The sequence below is a fragment of the Arthrobacter pigmenti genome (assembly GCF_011927905.1).
GTDB lineage: Bacteria > Actinomycetota > Actinomycetes > Actinomycetales > Micrococcaceae > Arthrobacter_D > Arthrobacter_D pigmenti.
Map to the genome: position 1 here is coordinate 2,596,095 of NZ_JAATJL010000001.1, position 15,341 is coordinate 2,611,435.

Annotated in this window: 18 protein-coding genes; 7 read left to right on the plus strand and 11 right to left on the minus strand. The window is 63.7% G+C overall.

All coding sequences use genetic code 11. From position 1 onward, the window contains the following. Positions 1-62: 62 nt before the first annotated feature. Positions 63-302: a hypothetical protein gene (locus tag BJ994_RS12090; protein ID WP_167994451.1), complete on the minus strand. Its 240-nt coding sequence runs from the start codon at positions 300-302 to the stop codon at positions 63-65. An 84-nt stretch (positions 303-386) separates the two neighbouring features. Between BJ994_RS12090 and BJ994_RS12095 the strand changes: the two genes are divergently transcribed. The 3 genes from BJ994_RS12095 (at position 387) to BJ994_RS12105 (ending at position 2,466) form a co-directional block, all read left to right on the plus strand. Continuing rightward, positions 387-824, plus strand: a complete 438-nt coding sequence (locus tag BJ994_RS12095) for a VOC family protein (RefSeq protein WP_167994452.1) — start codon at positions 387-389, stop codon at positions 822-824. A gap of 11 nt (positions 825-835) precedes the next feature. Continuing rightward, entirely contained in the window at positions 836-1,567 is a 732-nt protein-coding gene (locus tag BJ994_RS12100; protein WP_167994454.1) for a tyrosine-protein phosphatase, read from the plus strand. An 86-nt stretch (positions 1,568-1,653) separates the two neighbouring features. Further along, the gene (locus tag BJ994_RS12105) at positions 1,654-2,466 is read left to right on the plus strand and encodes an alpha/beta fold hydrolase (protein WP_342450367.1); all 813 of its coding nucleotides are present in this window, start codon (positions 1,654-1,656) and stop codon (positions 2,464-2,466) included. A gap of 7 nt (positions 2,467-2,473) precedes the next feature. Here the strand turns inward: BJ994_RS12105 and BJ994_RS12110 are convergent, their stop codons facing one another. The 3 genes from BJ994_RS12110 to BJ994_RS12120 are packed head-to-tail and all read right to left on the minus strand — an operon-like array spanning position 2,474 to position 4,454. Further along, entirely contained in the window at positions 2,474-2,941 is a 468-nt protein-coding gene (locus tag BJ994_RS12110; RefSeq protein WP_167994458.1) for an SRPBCC domain-containing protein, read from the minus strand. 24 nt (positions 2,942-2,965) lie between these two features. Further along, on the minus strand, positions 2,966-3,946 hold the full coding sequence (locus BJ994_RS12115; RefSeq protein WP_167994460.1) for an o-succinylbenzoate synthase: 981 nt from the start codon (positions 3,944-3,946) through the stop codon (positions 2,966-2,968). A 34-nt stretch (positions 3,947-3,980) separates the two neighbouring features. Continuing rightward, complete coding sequence (locus BJ994_RS12120) at positions 3,981-4,454, minus strand: small multi-drug export protein (protein ID WP_167994462.1); 474 nt, start codon at positions 4,452-4,454, stop codon at positions 3,981-3,983. A 167-nt stretch (positions 4,455-4,621) separates the two neighbouring features. Here BJ994_RS12120 and BJ994_RS12125 point away from each other — a divergent pair, with 167 nt between their 5' ends. Genes BJ994_RS12125 through BJ994_RS12135 form a run of 3 tightly spaced genes read left to right on the plus strand, consistent with a single transcriptional unit; the run spans position 4,622 to position 7,449 of the window. Next, a complete protein-coding gene (locus BJ994_RS12125; RefSeq protein WP_209066821.1) occupies positions 4,622-5,878 on the plus strand; it encodes a sensor histidine kinase in 1,257 nt (418 codons plus the stop codon). After that, positions 5,875-6,501 carry a response regulator transcription factor gene (locus BJ994_RS12130; protein WP_167994466.1) on the plus strand — a complete coding sequence of 209 codons (627 nt, stop codon included), beginning with the start codon at positions 5,875-5,877 and terminating at the stop codon, positions 6,499-6,501. Before BJ994_RS12125 ends, BJ994_RS12130 begins: the two co-directional genes overlap by 4 nt. A gap of 39 nt (positions 6,502-6,540) precedes the next feature. Further along, positions 6,541-7,449: a phosphatase PAP2 family protein gene (locus tag BJ994_RS12135; RefSeq protein ID WP_342450368.1), complete on the plus strand. Its 909-nt coding sequence runs from the start codon at positions 6,541-6,543 to the stop codon at positions 7,447-7,449. Here BJ994_RS12135 and BJ994_RS12140 read toward each other — a convergent pair. Genes BJ994_RS12140 through BJ994_RS12150 form a run of 3 tightly spaced genes read right to left on the minus strand, consistent with a single transcriptional unit; the run spans position 7,446 to position 9,606 of the window. Next, the gene (locus tag BJ994_RS12140) at positions 7,446-8,669 is read right to left on the minus strand and encodes an MFS transporter (RefSeq protein WP_167994468.1); all 1,224 of its coding nucleotides are present in this window, start codon (positions 8,667-8,669) and stop codon (positions 7,446-7,448) included. The genes BJ994_RS12135 and BJ994_RS12140 overlap by 4 nt on opposite strands. 9 nt (positions 8,670-8,678) lie before the next feature. Next, a complete protein-coding gene (locus BJ994_RS12145; RefSeq protein ID WP_167994470.1) occupies positions 8,679-9,131 on the minus strand; it encodes a hypothetical protein in 453 nt (150 codons plus the stop codon). Next, complete coding sequence (locus tag BJ994_RS12150; RefSeq protein WP_167994472.1) at positions 9,124-9,606, minus strand: cupredoxin domain-containing protein; 483 nt, start codon at positions 9,604-9,606, stop codon at positions 9,124-9,126. Before BJ994_RS12150 ends, BJ994_RS12145 begins: the two co-directional genes overlap by 8 nt. Positions 9,607-9,788: 182 nt before the next feature. On the opposite strand from BJ994_RS12150, the gene BJ994_RS12155 reads away from it, so the two are divergent. Further along, on the plus strand, positions 9,789-10,424 hold the full coding sequence (locus tag BJ994_RS12155) for a dTMP kinase (protein WP_167994474.1): 636 nt from the start codon (positions 9,789-9,791) through the stop codon (positions 10,422-10,424). A 95-nt stretch (positions 10,425-10,519) separates the two neighbouring features. Here the strand turns inward: BJ994_RS12155 and BJ994_RS12160 are convergent, their stop codons facing one another. From BJ994_RS12160 to pdhA, 4 genes are all read right to left on the minus strand, one after another. Then, positions 10,520-11,380 (minus strand): MBL fold metallo-hydrolase, encoded by an 861-nt coding sequence (locus BJ994_RS12160; protein WP_167994476.1) that lies wholly within the window; start codon positions 11,378-11,380, stop codon positions 10,520-10,522. Positions 11,381-11,484: 104 nt separating this feature from the next. Then, entirely contained in the window at positions 11,485-12,963 is a 1,479-nt protein-coding gene (locus tag BJ994_RS12165; RefSeq protein ID WP_167994478.1) for a dihydrolipoamide acetyltransferase family protein, read from the minus strand. Further along, positions 12,960-14,015: an alpha-ketoacid dehydrogenase subunit beta gene (locus tag BJ994_RS12170; protein WP_167994481.1), complete on the minus strand. Its 1,056-nt coding sequence runs from the start codon at positions 14,013-14,015 to the stop codon at positions 12,960-12,962. The genes BJ994_RS12165 and BJ994_RS12170 overlap by 4 nt, the downstream gene beginning before the upstream one ends. Then, positions 14,012-15,205 (minus strand): pyruvate dehydrogenase (acetyl-transferring) E1 component subunit alpha, encoded by a 1,194-nt coding sequence (gene pdhA / locus BJ994_RS12175; protein ID WP_167994483.1) that lies wholly within the window; start codon positions 15,203-15,205, stop codon positions 14,012-14,014. The genes BJ994_RS12170 and pdhA overlap by 4 nt, the downstream gene beginning before the upstream one ends. Between the last annotated feature and the right edge of the window lie 136 nt (positions 15,206-15,341).

Consider the following 15,341-nt stretch of genomic DNA (forward strand, 5'->3'; position numbering starts at 1 on the left):
ATCGACTGGTCGACGCGAAATCGCCGAGTGCCGGGGGTACACCGGGGCGCGTCGTACGTCCTTCACTCCTCGGGCTGATTTGGCTGGGCTGCGTTCTTGCGCTTACCCAGCCACTCTTCACGGTAGGCGTCTGTCTCTTTGGCCTTCTGATTGCCCCACTGGCCTCCCAGATACGCACCCAAGCCACAACCCCCAGCAATCAGTAGTGCTCCGCTATCCCAACCGAAGAGAAGGCCGCCAATAAGGAGCGCTGCTACAGCAGCACATAGCCCAGCCAGAAGAGCTTTCTTTTGCCTACTCATCGCATCACAATAATTGACGCCCTGGACAATGACGAGGGTCGGATCGCCCTGGACAGTTCTGTGCGCCTTGGTAGCGTGTGGTTCGTGTCCATCAAACTTGAGAATGTCGGCGTAGCTGTCCGCGACCTCGAAGCGGCGATCGCCTTCTTCACCGACCTCGGGCTCAAGCTCCTCGGCCGGGACACGGTCAGCGGAGAGTGGGCCGACACCGCCGTCGGCCTCGACGGGAACCACGCCAATATCGCCATGCTCCAAACCCCAGACGGCAATGGTCGTCTCGAGCTCTTCGAGTACATCCACCCCGACGCGATCGAGACGGAGCCCACCCGGCCCAACGAGATCGGCATGCACCGCGTCGCTTTTTCGGTCGACGACATCGACGAGGCCCTCAAGATTGCCGCGAGACACGGCTGTCACCCATTGCGGGGTGTGGCGACCTACGAGGACGTCTACAAACTCACATACCTGCGTGGGCCGAGCGGAATCATCGTCATGCTCGCCCAGGAACTGAAGAAGAACTGAGCCACCGCGCTATGGGCGCTTGCATACCCGGATTCAGCAATGCTCGCGACATTGGAGGCCTGCCGCTCCACTCTGGTGGTACGACTGCGCACGGCGCGGTCGTACGGTCCGAGACGCCCACCAATTATCGCCTGCCAAGAAATGCCGGCTCCATGCCGAAGTTCAGTCGCGTGCTCGATCTACGTTCGATCGAGGAAGCCGGTGCATTAGCCCACCCATTTGCCGATGACGCAGTCTATAGGTTGAGGCCTCTGATAGACCCCGCTGCTGAGGCTCTGCGAGATCCCGAATCCGAGACCACCTTAGGCGCCATCTATCGAGGGAGCGTGAAACGAAACAGGGCGACGATCGCAGCGATCATGCTTGAGATTTCCGAAGCGCCGCAAGGCACTATTTTGATCTCGTGTGCTTCTGGAAAGGACAGAACCGGAATGATTATCGCGCTGCTGCTGCGCCTGGCAGGTGTGACAGATGAAGCTATCGGCGAGGACTACGAACGTACGGAGCACAATATGCGTGAGGTCTTTACCCAACCGCTTCGGGACGCTCCGGACGATACTTCCCATGAACGCCGAAAGTACTTGCAGAATGCGAGGGCGGAAAACATCGAGCAGATGCTTCACCACATCGACGAAATTTACGGTTCCGTAGAGCAATACCTCTCCACCATCGGGCTGAGTCAGGACCAGGTGGATCGTCTCTGCGCCCGCTTACTCGCACCTGTCCCAGAAAGAGCACTGTGAAGTGAGCACAGCCTGCTCCCGTTCGCAGCGTCAGAAACACAGCACCTTACGAAAGGCGGCTTCCATTGGGATCAACTGAACGCACCGTGAGAACGACCACACTGGCTTACGAAACCCACGGCGAAGGGATTCCCATGGTAGCGATCCACGGGCTTGGGCCCGACCGCCAACTCATGGTTGGTTGCGTGGAACCGCTTTTCACCGCGCGGGAGGGGTACCGCAGGGTTTATGTCGACCTGCCGGGCATGGGCGAATCTCCGTCGTTGGTCGGCCGTGGAGGATCAGACGAAGTACTGGAGGCCGTGCTCGGCACGGTCGACGCCCTGCTGGGATCGGAGCCGTTTCTGCTGGTCGGTGAATCCTATGGCGGATACATCGCTCGCGCCGTCCTGCAGCGTCGTCATTCTCAAGTCTTGGGCATGGCCTTGATTTGCTCCATCGGCATGGCTGTGGTCAATGAAGCACGCACCGTACCCGCGCATCAGGCTCTGGTCGCGGACCCTGCGCTCTTGGAGCAGATCGGGGACACTGGGGAGTTCCACGACAACGCGGTGGTTCAGACCTTCGAGACTTGGCGGCGGACTCAGCACGAAATTGTCACTGGGATGGAACGAGCGGACCAGTCCGCGCTCAACCGGATTCGAGAGCGGTATGAACTCACCGAATCACCGGATACCGGAGGAACGTTCGAGTGTCCCATTCTCATCATTGCCGGACGTCAGGATGCAGTTACTGGATATGCGGACACCTATCCGCTCCTGGCAAATTATCCTCGAGCCAGTTTCGTCGTATTGGACAGAGCCGGACACAACCTTCAGATCGAGCAACCAGGGCTGTTCGATGCTCTGATGGTCGAATGGCTCGACCGGGTCGAAGAACAACGATCTTTCACTGAATGAACTCACCTTAGGCCCGCCTGAGCGCATCGTAAGTGGACCAAAAGTCCTCCATGGAGCGGGGCTCGCCCAGGAGCAGCGCCTCAAGATACAGAAGGTGCGTATGCCAACCGGTCAGGTAATTGGCCGCCTCGCTTCCGAGGCCATCGTGCCGCAATTCCAAATGCGTTGACGCACCAGCCCGTTTGAGCGAGATTCGTACCTCCGACGTCGGTTCGTCCGGGAACTTCCATGTCATGCTCAGTAGCTGGCCCGGTTCATACGCCTGAATACGGCTGGTGCAGGAGTAGTCCTCGGCATGCTCGATCGTCACCACGTTCCCGACGCCAAACGCTCCGGAAGTCAGTTTTCCGAGCCAACATGGCAATGCCTCGGCGTCAGTGAGTCCCCACCAAACCAGGTCCGAGGGTACGGCCAGCGACCAACTGTGGGTCACCTGCCCGTCCACAGCATCAAGTGCGCGCTCAACAAGTGGCATGACGAGAGCCTAACCTCATAGGCGTCAGAGAAGCCCCACAACCCTCTCCAGCCGCTCGAGCCACCATGCGCTCCGCTCGGCTGGAGCAGCGTAGCGCTCGATCAGTTCCTCGCTCACCTCCGGCGCCCGCACGGGCAACCACCCGCCGTCGGGCATCAACGGCGTAGCCGAAACGTCCCCCTCCATCAGGGACAGTGTTCCCAACCCGCACGCATAAGGCAGCTCGGGAAGGGACGCGGCAAGCGCAACACCGGCGCTGATCCCCACGGACGTGTCCAGGGCAGAGCTTACGACGGCGGGCAGCCCGGCCTGGGCGACGATGTCCAGCGCACGCCGCACACCACCAAGCGGAGCAACCTTCACCACGATCAAGTCCGCTGCGTCTTCGTGCGCCACCCGCAGTGGATCCTCAGCTTTTCGCACGCTTTCATCCGCCGCGATGAGAGTCGAAATCTCTCGACGACGTAGTTCCAACCGGACAGTCCGCAGGTCCGCGATACTCATCACCGGCTGCTCGGCGTACTCCAGTTCGTAAGGCGCCAGCGCCTCTAAAGCCTCCAGCGCGGCGGGCACATCCCAGCCGCCGTTCGCATCGACCCGCAGCCGGGCAACGGGCAGGAGGCGCCGCACCTCGGCGACGCGGGCGACGTCGTCGTCGAGTGTCTGACCTCGCTCTGCCACCTTGATCTTGACCGCGGGCGCTGTCCCGAAACGTGCAAGTACGGGTTCGACGTCGGACGCCGCCACCGCTGGAACCGTCGCGTTCACCGGCACACGGCCGCGCACCGGCTCCGGGAAGCCGGCCCACGCCGCTTCGACGGCGGCGCGCAGCCAGGCGGCGGATTCGATGTCGTCGTACTCGGGAAAGGGAGCGAACTCGCCCCAGCCGGCGGGACCTCGCAGCATGAGCGCCTCGCGGTGAGTCACACCGCGGAAACGGACGCGCATCGGAATCGAGACAACACGAGCGGTGGAACGCAGTTCCTCAGCAGTGGGGGCCGGCATCAGTCCAGCGTATGCCGAACAGCCTCCGCTTCGATCAGGCCAGGGTCGAAACGCCCAAACTAGCCAGCACACCAAACACGACGCCCCAGATGATGATCGAAATGACCTGCCAGAGGATCACCACGTTCTTGGGTGCGCCGAAGGAAACCATCGCTGCGGACGTGATCTGACTGGGAAGGACGGTCTGGCCGAGAAGACTGACGCCGGCAACGCCGTACTTGTCGAACCGTTGGCGTAGCTTCTCCTTGCGGGGCGAGAGCGGCTTCGGCTCTTTGCCCTGGATGGCTTTCGCCCGCACTCCGTGTGCGCTCAGCACGAAAATCAGCATCGAGACGACATTACCCACGATTGCCGCAGCAATTGCGATCACCGGGTTGATGCCTGCAAGGACGCCGATTATGGACCCGAAGTAGGACTCCACGAACGGAATCGCAGCGGCCAGCATCACCCCCACCCACTGCAGCAGGTCAGGAAGCGAAGAAGTGAAGTCTTGCAGTTGCTCAATCAAGGGAAATGCCTTTCGTGGGGTTCCAGTCGGACCAACACCTGTGCGGATCGGCCAGGATTCAATCCTCGCGCTCCCATACGAGCCCCTGTAGTGCCGCACTGTCACAGGATTCCGGACCGTATTGCATGCCCGGCCGGTGACAAATGTCATTGCTCTACGCTGGAGTCATGGTCCAGTCATCGCTCCGTTCGGGTACGGCGGAGAAGCACGAGGAAACTGTGACCGGCCAGCACGACGACGCCGGCTCCGCGCACGGACGCAGCGTCCAGTCCACCTGGCTCTACACTCTTGGCTCGATCGTCTTCTTCTGTGTTGTCCTCGACTCGCTGCTCCTTATGATGGCGTTCTCGGCGCCAGTCACATCCACGGCAAACGTGCTGGTTGGGCTTACGCTCATGGCCAGTGCCATGCAGGTCCGCTACTGCTGGTTCTTGCGGGTGGGCCGCGGCGGCGGTCAGCCACAGCTCGCTTGGACGGTGGCCCTCCTCGCCCCGGCTGCAACGATCTGGTTCCTGGGGTTCTTCCGGTCGGTCGGCGAGTTTCCAGCAGCGCTTCCGCTGTGGATCGCCCTCTGCCTCTGGGCCGCCCTGCTCGAAAAGTCACGGCGGCGGATCGTACTGGCAGCCGGAATTGCACTGGTTATCCTTCATCTGCTCCTGGCCACCCACCCTCCTGATTACTCGCTGGGCTTCGGCCCGGACTCCGGCCTTGGACCAATTCTCATCTACTCCGCTGCCTTCCCCCTGATGGTGTTGAGCAGCTTGTGGTGGTGGGAGATCGTAGTGAAACTCGACGAGCACCGCCGCACGGCTGCCGAACTCGCCGTCGCCCGGGAACGACTACGCTTCGCGGCCGACCTTCACGACATTCAGGGGCATCATTTACAGGTGATCGCGCTCAAGGCCGAGCTGGCCGAACGTATGCTCGCCATCGATCCGGATGCGTCGCGGGAGCATCTGCACGAGACCCGGGTTATTGCCCGTCAGGCGCTTGAGGAGACCCGTACACTGGTTGCCGGGTACCGTGAGGACGCCCTCGACAATGAACTCGAAAACGCCCGCTCGGTGCTCACTGCAGCCGGCGCTCACTGCGAGCTCGACGTCGGACCCCTGCCTCCTGATCCCACCTTGCGCCATGCATTCGCCATGGGCGTACGCGAGGCGACAACGAATATTTTGCGCCACAGTGACGCCACTTGGGTATCACTGCGGTTCAGCCTGTCCGCGGACCAGCAGTACGTACTTGAGATCGCCAACAGCGGCCTGATTGGTGACAGGACAGCCCGGACGCCCGGGACAGGAATTGCCGGTCTGCGCGCTCGCGTTGCTCCACTCGCTGGACAACTGGAGGTCAAGGAAGACGCCGAGAATGACCGCTTCGAGCTTCGGCTGACCATCCCTTCGCCGCAAGGTTGCCCCGCATGAAAGAAGCAGCGCCGCCGGGCACCATACGATTACTGATCGCTGATGACGAGCACCTGATCAGGGGCGCACTCGTTGCGTTGCTCGCCCTCGAACCGGATATCGAAGTGGTTGCAAGCGCCGACAACGGCTTCACCGCGGCTGAACTCGCAATCAGCGAGCGGCCGGATGTGTGCCTCCTTGACCTTGAGATGCCCGGAGCCGATGGCTTGGAGGCTGCAGCGCTCATACTGTCCAAAGTTGCCACCCGTGTGATCATCGTGACCCGGCATGCCAGGCCGGGCGTCCTGCGTCGAGCCCTCGCAACGCGCGTCTCGGGATTTGTCCCGAAATCAACGCCCGCCGAAGACCTGGCAGATGTGATCCGCGACGTCAGGGCCGGCAAGCGCTACATCGACGCTGAAATCGCTGCGGCGGCGCTCTCCGCCGAACGGTGTCCGCTGACCGACCGCGAGCTTGATGCACTTCGCCTGAGCCGCTCCACGGCGTCAGTCCAGCAGATCGCCAGGGACCTTCATCTGGCTTCCGGCACGGTGCGCAACTACCTCTCCTCCGCGATGGCCAAGCTGAATGCAGTTTCGCGGCACGACGCTGCGGAGAAAGCGTGGCAGCAAGGCTGGATCTGAATTGAGGAACCTTATCCTCGTTGTGTCAGTGTTAAGCAGGTGAGCTCCACGCAGTCGACCATCGAACGCCGCTACCGGACCGCCGCCAGGCGGCCTGCGCTGTTCGTGCTCGGCTCTGTGTTCTGCTTCGCTGCACTGGGCTGGACCTATTGGGCGTTTGTGCGCACCACCACCGGCCAGTTCGCGGACGAATCCGCGTGGCGTGAGGCCGGCATAGCCGCCCCTGACAGCCAGTTGCCGTTCCTTCAGTTCCTCGACAGCCTCCCGGTCATCTCGGTGTTCATTGCGGCCGCGGTCATCCTGTTCGTGACGCTGGGACGACGACGATGGGTTGCCGCCGGGATCGCGCTCGGAACGATTCTTGGCGCTAACCTGACAACCCAGGTCCTGAAGAACCTCCTGCTGGACCGGCCGGACCGCGGCGTCCCCACGCTTGACTTCAATTCACTGCCCTCAGGTCACACCACTCTGGCGGCTTCTGCCGCAGCGGCAATCTTCCTGGTGGTTTCCCCTCGATGGCGGCCCCTCGCGGCTGCCGCGGGCGGGGCGTACTCCGTGCTGGCCGGTGCGGCTACGTTCATCAATCTTTGGCACCGACCAGCAGATGTAGTGGCGGCGTTCCTCGTCGTCGGCGCATGGACCTTGCTTGGCGGCCTGCTGATCATGCGGACTGGAAACCCGTGGAATGTGTGGTCTGGATTCGGGGAGCACTGGGCGGCATCCCGACTTTGGCTGGTGTTCTGTTGGATTCCTGGTTTGCTTGGCCTGCTCGGATCCGTGGGTCTGTACTTCTTTGTCCAACTGATCGGCCCGGCACCGGTTCCCGGGACCGCCAACGTTCCACTCTTCTTCTGGTCCGGCCTGGCGCTCATCGTCGGCGTGGGCTTCACGCTCAGTGCGACGGCGTGCTGGCTCTTCGCGTCCCAGGCCCGCTTGCGCCGCGACTAACGACCAGAGAGATGCTTCTTCCGCGGCGGCACCCAGAGCCAGAGCGCCGCGGCCCCGATCAGACCAAGTACGCCCGTAGTCCAGATCCCTCCGGCCAGGGTGACGGCCGCGGTTACGGCGGAAACGGTTCCCGGACCTGCCATGGTTCCGATGTCAGTCAGCACCCGCCAGATGCCAAGGAACTGCGGCCGGCCCGGCGACGGCGAAAAGTCAGCCCCAAGGGTCATCACAATCCCGGACCCTATCCCGTTGCCAAACCCGATTAGCAGTGCAACGAGCAGCAGGCTGAAAGCATCCTGTGTCAGAGGAAGCAGCAGCAGCGCGGTACCCATGATCAGCATGCACGGAACCGCAACCCAGCGCCGCCCGTAAAGGTCCATGACCTTCCCAGCCGGGTAAAAAATCAGCATGTCGATGGCCCCGGAGAGACCGTAGATGACCGACGTCGTCGTCGGGTCCAGCCCTATCTCCTGCGCCCAGAGCGGCAGCACTGCCTGCCGTGTGGCCCGGACGGCGGCGATCAGCAGAACGCCGACGCCAACAGTGGCGAAGATCCTGGCGTGACTTCGCAGGATCGCGCGAACCGTCGCCGGAGGTGGCACAGGAGTCGCAGGATCCGACGGTGAACCCCGCCCGCGAACGGTGTGCTGCGGCGCCGCAAGCTCCGGCACCCGATAACTCAGCACAGCGGCTGCAAGGGTGGCGGCGGCACCCACCCAGTACGCGCCGTCGAGCCCCAGACCGCTCATCGCGAGCGCACCGGCAAAGGGACCGATAAACACGCCGATCCGGGTAACACCGCCCAACGTTGACAGGGCACGGGCGCGGAAGTCGATCGGTACGGCCTCCGTCAGGTAACTTTGCCGCGCCAGCCCAAACACCGCTCCGGCCATCCCGACCATGAAGATCGCCGCGCCGAAAATTGCCAGGTTCGGCGCGGAAAGGGCCAGGATCATCGCCGCCGAACACCACAGCGACGCCGCGACGAGCGCCCACCGCTCGCCGAACCTTGTGGTGACCAGTGTCGCCGGGACATTGGTCAAGAGCGAGCCGATTCCGGTCAGCGTGATGATGAGCGCCGCCGTCGGAATGTCCGCACCCAGGTCACGCGCGGATAGCGCAATCACGGGCGTGATCGACCCCGTCGCCACTCCGTACAGCAACGAGGGACCGTACGCTCCGATTGCTATCTTGCGGAGGCTGAACGGTTCCTGGGGCACCGTCCAACGCTAGCGCAGGGCGGCGTCCTTTCGTGGCACCAGGAAGAAGCCGACGACGGCGAGGACCCCCGCAATCCCCTCCGCAACCGCGCTCACGGTCTTCTCGAAGAACCAGAGCGGCTCGTACATCGCCGGAATAGGCCCGATCTGGGGCAACTGCACATACACCGACAGCACAACGGCGGCGAACGCCGAAAGCGCGACGACCGCGGCTATGGCGTAGGACAGCCTGCTACCCCGGACGAGTACGTAGATTGCAGCAAGAATTGCCACCACGGCCTGGATGCGGAACAGGTTCCCTCCGCCGATGCCGTCCGGATACGCGAACTGGTACTGCGGTGCGAGGACGAAGTGCACGTAGGCGTCAACGGCCAGTCCCACTGCGATGATCACGCGAAGGACCATCAGCAACGCGGTGGAACGACCATGCGCCGCCGGCCGTCGGGCCGCTTTCCTAGCCATCGCTAGTCACCACCAGTGTGCCCGTCATGTTCGGGTGGTAGGTGCAGATGAACGGATATTCTCCCGGTTCCGACGGAGCGGTGAACGTGACCGTCTGGCCGCCCTCGGCGACGGCATCGAAATCGTCAGTCTCCGTCGTTGTCACGGTGTGCGGGGCCGTGTCCTCGTTGATGACAGTAATCTCGGCTCCGGCCGGGACGGATTCCGGCATCTCGTACTCGAAGTTTCGGATGGTGATGACAATTTCCTCGGCCGGCGCTTCCTCGGTCGGTTCTTCCGAAGCAGTCTCAGAGGTCTCTTCCGACGGTTCCTCTGAGGCGTCCTCAGAGGTGGCTTCATCGGCGGTCGGCTCGGCAGCGCTGGTTGTCTCTGCGGGAGGGGCCTCACCCGCCTGATCGTCGCCGGACCCGCAGCCCGCCACTCCAACGAGCGCTGCAGCGAGAACTAAACCAAGGGCACTACGCGTGATGTTCATGGCTCTCCATTCCGGCGGGACCTACGTCCGGTGGCTCCGGGAACGTGTAACCCAGCTCATATGGTGTTCGCTGCGGCAAGCCGAACGGACTGCGATGATGGAGCAATAATGGCGCTATCAGTCGATGTCCAGTAGCCATTGCGACAATGGGTTGACAGAGCGTACACCCGCGAGAGGCAAAAATGACCGGCATTCCAGGAAATCCACAGGTTCTCCGTGTGGTCCTGCTTGGGATTGACGGCGCGGGGAAAACTACGGTTGCGCGGACCCTGATGCGCGAGCTCGCCGCGCAGAGCGTCGAGACAGAGCTGTACCGGAATCCTGGCGGCCGTCGCACGCTGAACCGGTGGGCCTCACGCTACTCCGCCACCGCGGAATCCCTCCTCGGAGTGCGGGTGCTGGATGCCCTCGAAACCATGCTTCGCGTGCTCGCCGTACTTCGCTCGACGTTCCGGGCACGACGACGGCGCGGCGTCGTCGTCTTCGACCGGCACCTCAGCTGCCAGCTGGCGCTGCGGAAGGTGCGGGGGCTGAGTGCCGGCCGCCTGATTCCGTGGCTGCTGAAACTGCTTCCACAGCCTGACCTGGTGGTCTACCTCAGTGTGGAACCGCGTGTGGCGCACGCACGCATCGCCTCGCGTGCCACGGATGAGGAGACCCTGGAGTTCCTCTCAGCGTTGGACGCCGCCTACCGCTCACTCCCGGGCTTCGATACGTTCGCTGTTCTCGACGGCAACGGCTCGGCACAGAGCACCGCCCATGCGCTGTTTTCGTTGATTGAACGCCGTCTCAGCCGGACTGCGTTCCCCACGTCCTAGTCGGCGCTCTCTCGATCCCCGTCCGGAATGCAAGGACGCTTCAGTACAAACAGTGGCACAATGACGCTGAAGATGGGGAAACCGGCACGCGACCTTCAGCTGCTCTGGCGTTCCAGCCACTTCCAGTGCGCGAGCGTCCGAAGCCGGGTAAGAAGCACCCGCGACTGCTCGGGACCATAAGGCAGGATCGGGATGGCCTTGGTCATGTCTACCGATGCTTCGTCCATCGCGATTTTCGTGACGCGTACGGCGCTGCGCATTTTGTTCAGTTGCGTGGTCACGAAGTCCACGCTGACGGGCGAGCCATGACCGGGCACGAACACGTCGTACAGGTCATCGAGCGCGGCTACCTTGCCCAGGGTGCGGATCCAGTCGCTCGGGAACGAATCATCGAAGGCGGGATCCGCGCCTTCCTCGACCAGGTCTCCGGTGAAGAGCACGTTCCCGGCGCCCACCAAAAGATCGTGGTCAGTGTGTCCACGTCCAAGGTGGAAGAGCGTTACCGATACTCCCCCAAGATCCAGGTCCACCGGCGCATCAGTGACCAGCTTGTTAGCCGGATGGAGGTTCGTGTGGTCGCCGTCGTTCGATGCCATGGCCGGCTCCAGCGCGGCGACAGCGGCCCGCCACTTGTCACCGTGTTCGATGACGACGGCGGCGCAACGCTCTGCCGCCCAGAAGTCCTCAACGCCGTGAGCTGCGAGGTACGCGTTCCCGAAGACATGGTCGTAGTGCGCGTGTGTGTTCACCGCAGTGATCGGCCGGTCGGTCATCTGGCGGACCGCGTCGAGAATCCACGCCGCCTGCAGCGGACCGGTTCCCGTATCGATCACCAGTGCACGCTCAGTGCCGACCACCAGGCCCACGTTCATCCGGAGTCCATCGGTCTGCAGCGTCCAGACGTGTTCGGCGAGTTGCTGCCAGGGATGGGGCTGGTCGGTACTCAGCTCGGTCATGGTTCCTTCCACTTCGACGGCGCTGTGCTCAAGCCTAGCGGCACGGACCCGATGCGAGCGCAGCGAGCCCAGGGGGCCGCTGAGCGCTAGCGGCAGACAAACCGCTAGAGGTCGGCCAGCACGCCGCCCGGATTCTCGATGGCGTCCGCAACGTACCGGAGGAAACCGCCCGCCACTCCGCCGTCGCACACGCGATGGTCGAACGCGAGGGTCAGCTCGGTCACCTTCCGAACATCTAGTTCGCCCTCGACCACCCACGGCCTGTCGATGATCCGGCCGAGTCCGAGGATCGCAGCCTCCGGGTAGTTGATGATTGCAGCGCTGCCGTCGACGCCGAACACCCCGTAGTTATTGAGCGTGAACGTGCCCGATGTGAGCTCGGCCGGCGTCGCTTTTCCATCGCGTGCAACGGCGGCGAGCCGGCGGATCTCCGCGTCCAGTTCGCGCGCGCTGAGCCGGTCCGCGCGATGCACGCTCGGAACCATCAGCCCGCGGTCCGTCTGCGCAGCGATTCCGAGATTCACGCCGTCGAACCGCAGGATCTCGCTGGTGCCGTCCTCACGTTCAACAATGCGGGTGTTCAGCTCCGGATACTTCGCGAGCCCGGCGAGCGCAAACCTCGCTACGAACGCCAGGATGCCCGGCGTCGAATCGGGCTGACGGCGCTTCAGTTCGGCGCGGAGGTTCACCAGTGCGGTTGCATCGACGTCCACCCACACGGTCGCTTCTGGTATTTCACGACGACTGCGCGACATGGCTTCCGCCACAGTCTTGCGGACGCCCTTGACCGGAATGCGGTCGGAGATACCCAACCCGCTGCGGCGGTCCTCGTCACCCGTACCGCTCAGCGTCGAGGCAGCCGCGCGGCCGGAGCCGGCGGAAGCAACCGAATCAGTCTGGGAAGCTTTCGAAGACCCCAGCGCTTGCTCGACGTCGCGGCGCAGGATCATCCCGTTGGCACCGCTGCCGGAGATGGAACGCAGGTCGATGCCAGCATCGCGGGCCAGCTTGCGGACGAGCGGTGAGATGCAGAGAACGGCCTGTGTTTCCGTGGCCGGTTCGTTGACAGGAGCGGCGGGAGCCGCGGCTGCAGGAGCTGGCGCGGCCGCGGCAGATTTACGCCGACGGGTCCGTCCGCCCGTCCCAGTACCGGGCGTACCGTATCCGATCAGGACGTTGCCGGAGCCACCTGCGTCGGCTTCAGCTTCCGAGGCGGCGGGAGCGGAAGCCACTTCCCCATCCGAGGGCACGTCAACGCCGGCGCGCTCCTCCTCGCGGTAAGCCTCGGCGTCCGCGCTTCCTGCGGGAGCACCAGGGGCACCATCCGGACGCACGGAAATCAGCGGGGCACCCACGTTGATGGTTGTTCCCGCTTCGCCATGCAGCCGGGTGACGACGCCCGCGAACGGCGAGGGCACCTCCACAGTCGACTTGGCGGTCTCCACTTCGGCGACCGGCTGGTCAACGACCACCGTGTCACCCTCCGCGACCAGCCAGTTGACCAGTTCAGCTTCGGTCAGTCCTTCGCCGAGGTCGGGCAGCAGGAAGACCTTCGCTGAAGGGGAAAGAGTTTCGGCACTCATGCCTCGTCCTCCCACTGCAGTTCGTCCACGGTGTCCAGGATGCGGTCCACGCTGGGCAGGAAGTAGTGCTCGAGCTTCGGCGCGGGATAGGGGATGTCGAAGCCCGTCACCCGGCGCACGGGTGCGGCGAGCGAGTGGAAGCAGCGCTCCTGGATCCGGGCAACAATCTCCGAAGCCACCGACGCGAAGCCCGGCGCTTCGGCGATAACGACGGCGCGTCCCGTCTTCCGCACGCTGGCGCTCACCGTTTCATCGTCGAACGGAACGATCGAGCGGACGTCGATCACTTCGAGGCTGCGGCCTTCCTCGGCCGCTGCCGCTGCGGCGGCAAGCGCGGTTGGAACGGAGGGACCGTACGCAACCAGCGTTGCGTCAGTACCCGTGCGGGCGACCACCGCGCGGCCAACGCCCGGGGCGCCGTCGTCGTCGGCTGTTTTCCGAAGTTCCTCAAGGTCCAGCGTCTCCTTGGACCAGTACAACTTCTTCGGCTCCAGGAAGACCACGGGGTCGGGGAAGCGGATGGCTTCGCGCAGCATGAGGTAGGCGTCGCGGACCGTGGCGGGCGCCAGCACAGTGAGGCCGGGGGTGTGGGCGTAGTAGGACTCGGAGGAGTCGCAGTGGTGCTCCACACCTCCGATGCCGCCGGCATACGGGATCCGGATGACCAGCGGCAGCGTGACACGACCCTTGGTCCGGTTGGGCATCTTCGCAACGTGGCTGACCACCTGCTCGAAGGCGGGGTAGGCGAAGGCGTCGAACTGCATCTCGACGACGGGACGCATCCCGTTCATCGCCATGCCGACCGCCATGCCCATGATTCCGGCCTCGGCCAGCGGCGTGTCGAAGCAGCGTTCCTCCCCGAAGCGGGCCGTGAGTCCGTCAGTGATGCGGAAGACGCCGCCGAGCGGCCCAACGTCCTCACCGAACATCACAACTGATGAATCCGCTTCCATCGCATCAGCGAGCGCGGCGTTGAGCGCCTTTGCGAACGTGACTGGCTGCGGGCCGGTTTTTGCCGGCGCCGGAGCGGCTCGTACGGCGGTGTCGGTCATCGCTGGACCCCTTCACGGATGAGTTCTTCCTTCAGCAGAGCGGCCTGCTCGCGCAACTGGCTGGTCTTCTCGGAGTAGACGAACTCGAAGAGATCCATCGGATCAACCTCGGGGTCTTCATTCAGGCCGTCGCGCAGTGTCGCGGCCATATGTTCGGCGGCCTGCGTGATGCTGCGCTCCACCTCGTCCGTGAGCAGGTTGAGGTTGGTCAGGTAGGTCCGCATCCGGCTTATCGGGTCCTTCGGCACCCACTGCTCGACGTCGGACTGCTGGCGGTAGCGGGAGGGATCATCAGCGTTGGTGTGGGCCTGCATCCGGTAGGTGTGGGCTTCCACGAGGGCCGGGCCGCCGCCGTCGCGCGCCCGGTCAGCGGCCTTGCCGAGAACGGACAGCATTGCTGCGAGATCGTTTCCGTCCACCCGTTCGCCCGGCATTCCGTAGCCGATCGCCTTGTGCGCCAACGACGGCGCCACGGACTGGTTCTTCAACGGCACCGAGATGGCGTACTCATTGTTCTGGATGAGGAACACTACGGGCACGTGGAAAACGGCCGCGAAGTTCAGTGCCTCGTGGAAGTCGCCCTCGCTGGTGGCGCCGTCGCCGCACATCGCAAGCACCACGGTGTTCTCGCCGCGGAGTTTCGCAGCATGGGCAACTCCGACGGCGTGCAGCAGCTGGGTTGCCAGGGGCGTGGCCTGGGTGGCGGTCTTGTGCTCCTGCGGGTTATAGCCGGCGTGCCAGTCGCCGCGCAGCAGGGTAAGCACTTCCAGCGGGTCAACCCCGCGCGTGATGACCGATACCGTGTCCCGGTAGGTGGGAAAGAGCCAGTCATCCTTTTCGAGCACGACGGCGGCAGCCACCTGGCATGCCTCCTGGCCGTGGGATGACGGGTAGACGGCCATGCGGCCCTGCCGGACGAGCGCGTTGGCCTGCTCGTTGATTCGCCGGCCGATGACCAACTTCTCATAAGCGGCAAGGAGGGCTTCGCCGTCGGGCAGTGGGTAGCGGTCGTTATGGACGTGTTCACCTCGCGGGTCAACCAGTTGTACCGGCTCATCCGATGGGAGCATGTACTCCTCAGCCGAGGGACCGCTGTCCTGGCCTTTGCGGCGCTGACCGCCGTCCTTCATGGACGCGCCGTAGTTGTTGTCCGCCGAATTGCCCGTGGAGCTTTCCGAATGAATGGTCATAGCTACCTCCATCGCCGCCGTGGCACTTTGGGCGACTCCTCTGCCTGGACGCATCCGGCGCTACCGGATGACGCTGGTCTGTCCCTCGATTATCCTTCTGAGAGCGGTTTCGTATCCAGTTCTCGCCGAAATCATG

Coding starts and splice junctions, on each gene's coding strand:
- BJ994_RS12090 (WP_167994451.1), bottom strand. CDS start 302: ATGAGTAGGCAAAAGAAAGCTCTTCTGGCTGGGCTATGTGCTGCTGTA.
- BJ994_RS12100 (WP_167994454.1), top strand. CDS start 836: ATGGGCGCTTGCATACCCGGATTCAGCAATGCTCGCGACATTGGAGGC.
- BJ994_RS12110 (WP_167994458.1), bottom strand. CDS start 2,941: ATGCCACTTGTTGAGCGCGCACTTGATGCTGTGGACGGGCAGGTGACC.
- BJ994_RS12115 (WP_167994460.1), bottom strand. CDS start 3,946: ATGCCGGCCCCCACTGCTGAGGAACTGCGTTCCACCGCTCGTGTTGTC.
- BJ994_RS12125 (WP_209066821.1), top strand. CDS start 4,622: ATGGTCCAGTCATCGCTCCGTTCGGGTACGGCGGAGAAGCACGAGGAA.
- BJ994_RS12130 (WP_167994466.1), top strand. CDS start 5,875: ATGAAAGAAGCAGCGCCGCCGGGCACCATACGATTACTGATCGCTGAT.
- BJ994_RS12145 (WP_167994470.1), bottom strand. CDS start 9,131: ATGGCTAGGAAAGCGGCCCGACGGCCGGCGGCGCATGGTCGTTCCACC.
- BJ994_RS12150 (WP_167994472.1), bottom strand. CDS start 9,606: ATGAACATCACGCGTAGTGCCCTTGGTTTAGTTCTCGCTGCAGCGCTC.
- BJ994_RS12155 (WP_167994474.1), top strand. CDS start 9,789: ATGACCGGCATTCCAGGAAATCCACAGGTTCTCCGTGTGGTCCTGCTT.
- BJ994_RS12160 (WP_167994476.1), bottom strand. CDS start 11,380: ATGACCGAGCTGAGTACCGACCAGCCCCATCCCTGGCAGCAACTCGCC.
- BJ994_RS12165 (WP_167994478.1), bottom strand. CDS start 12,963: ATGAGTGCCGAAACTCTTTCCCCTTCAGCGAAGGTCTTCCTGCTGCCC.
- BJ994_RS12170 (WP_167994481.1), bottom strand. CDS start 14,015: ATGACCGACACCGCCGTACGAGCCGCTCCGGCGCCGGCAAAAACCGGC.
- pdhA (WP_167994483.1), bottom strand. CDS start 15,205: ATGACCATTCATTCGGAAAGCTCCACGGGCAATTCGGCGGACAACAAC.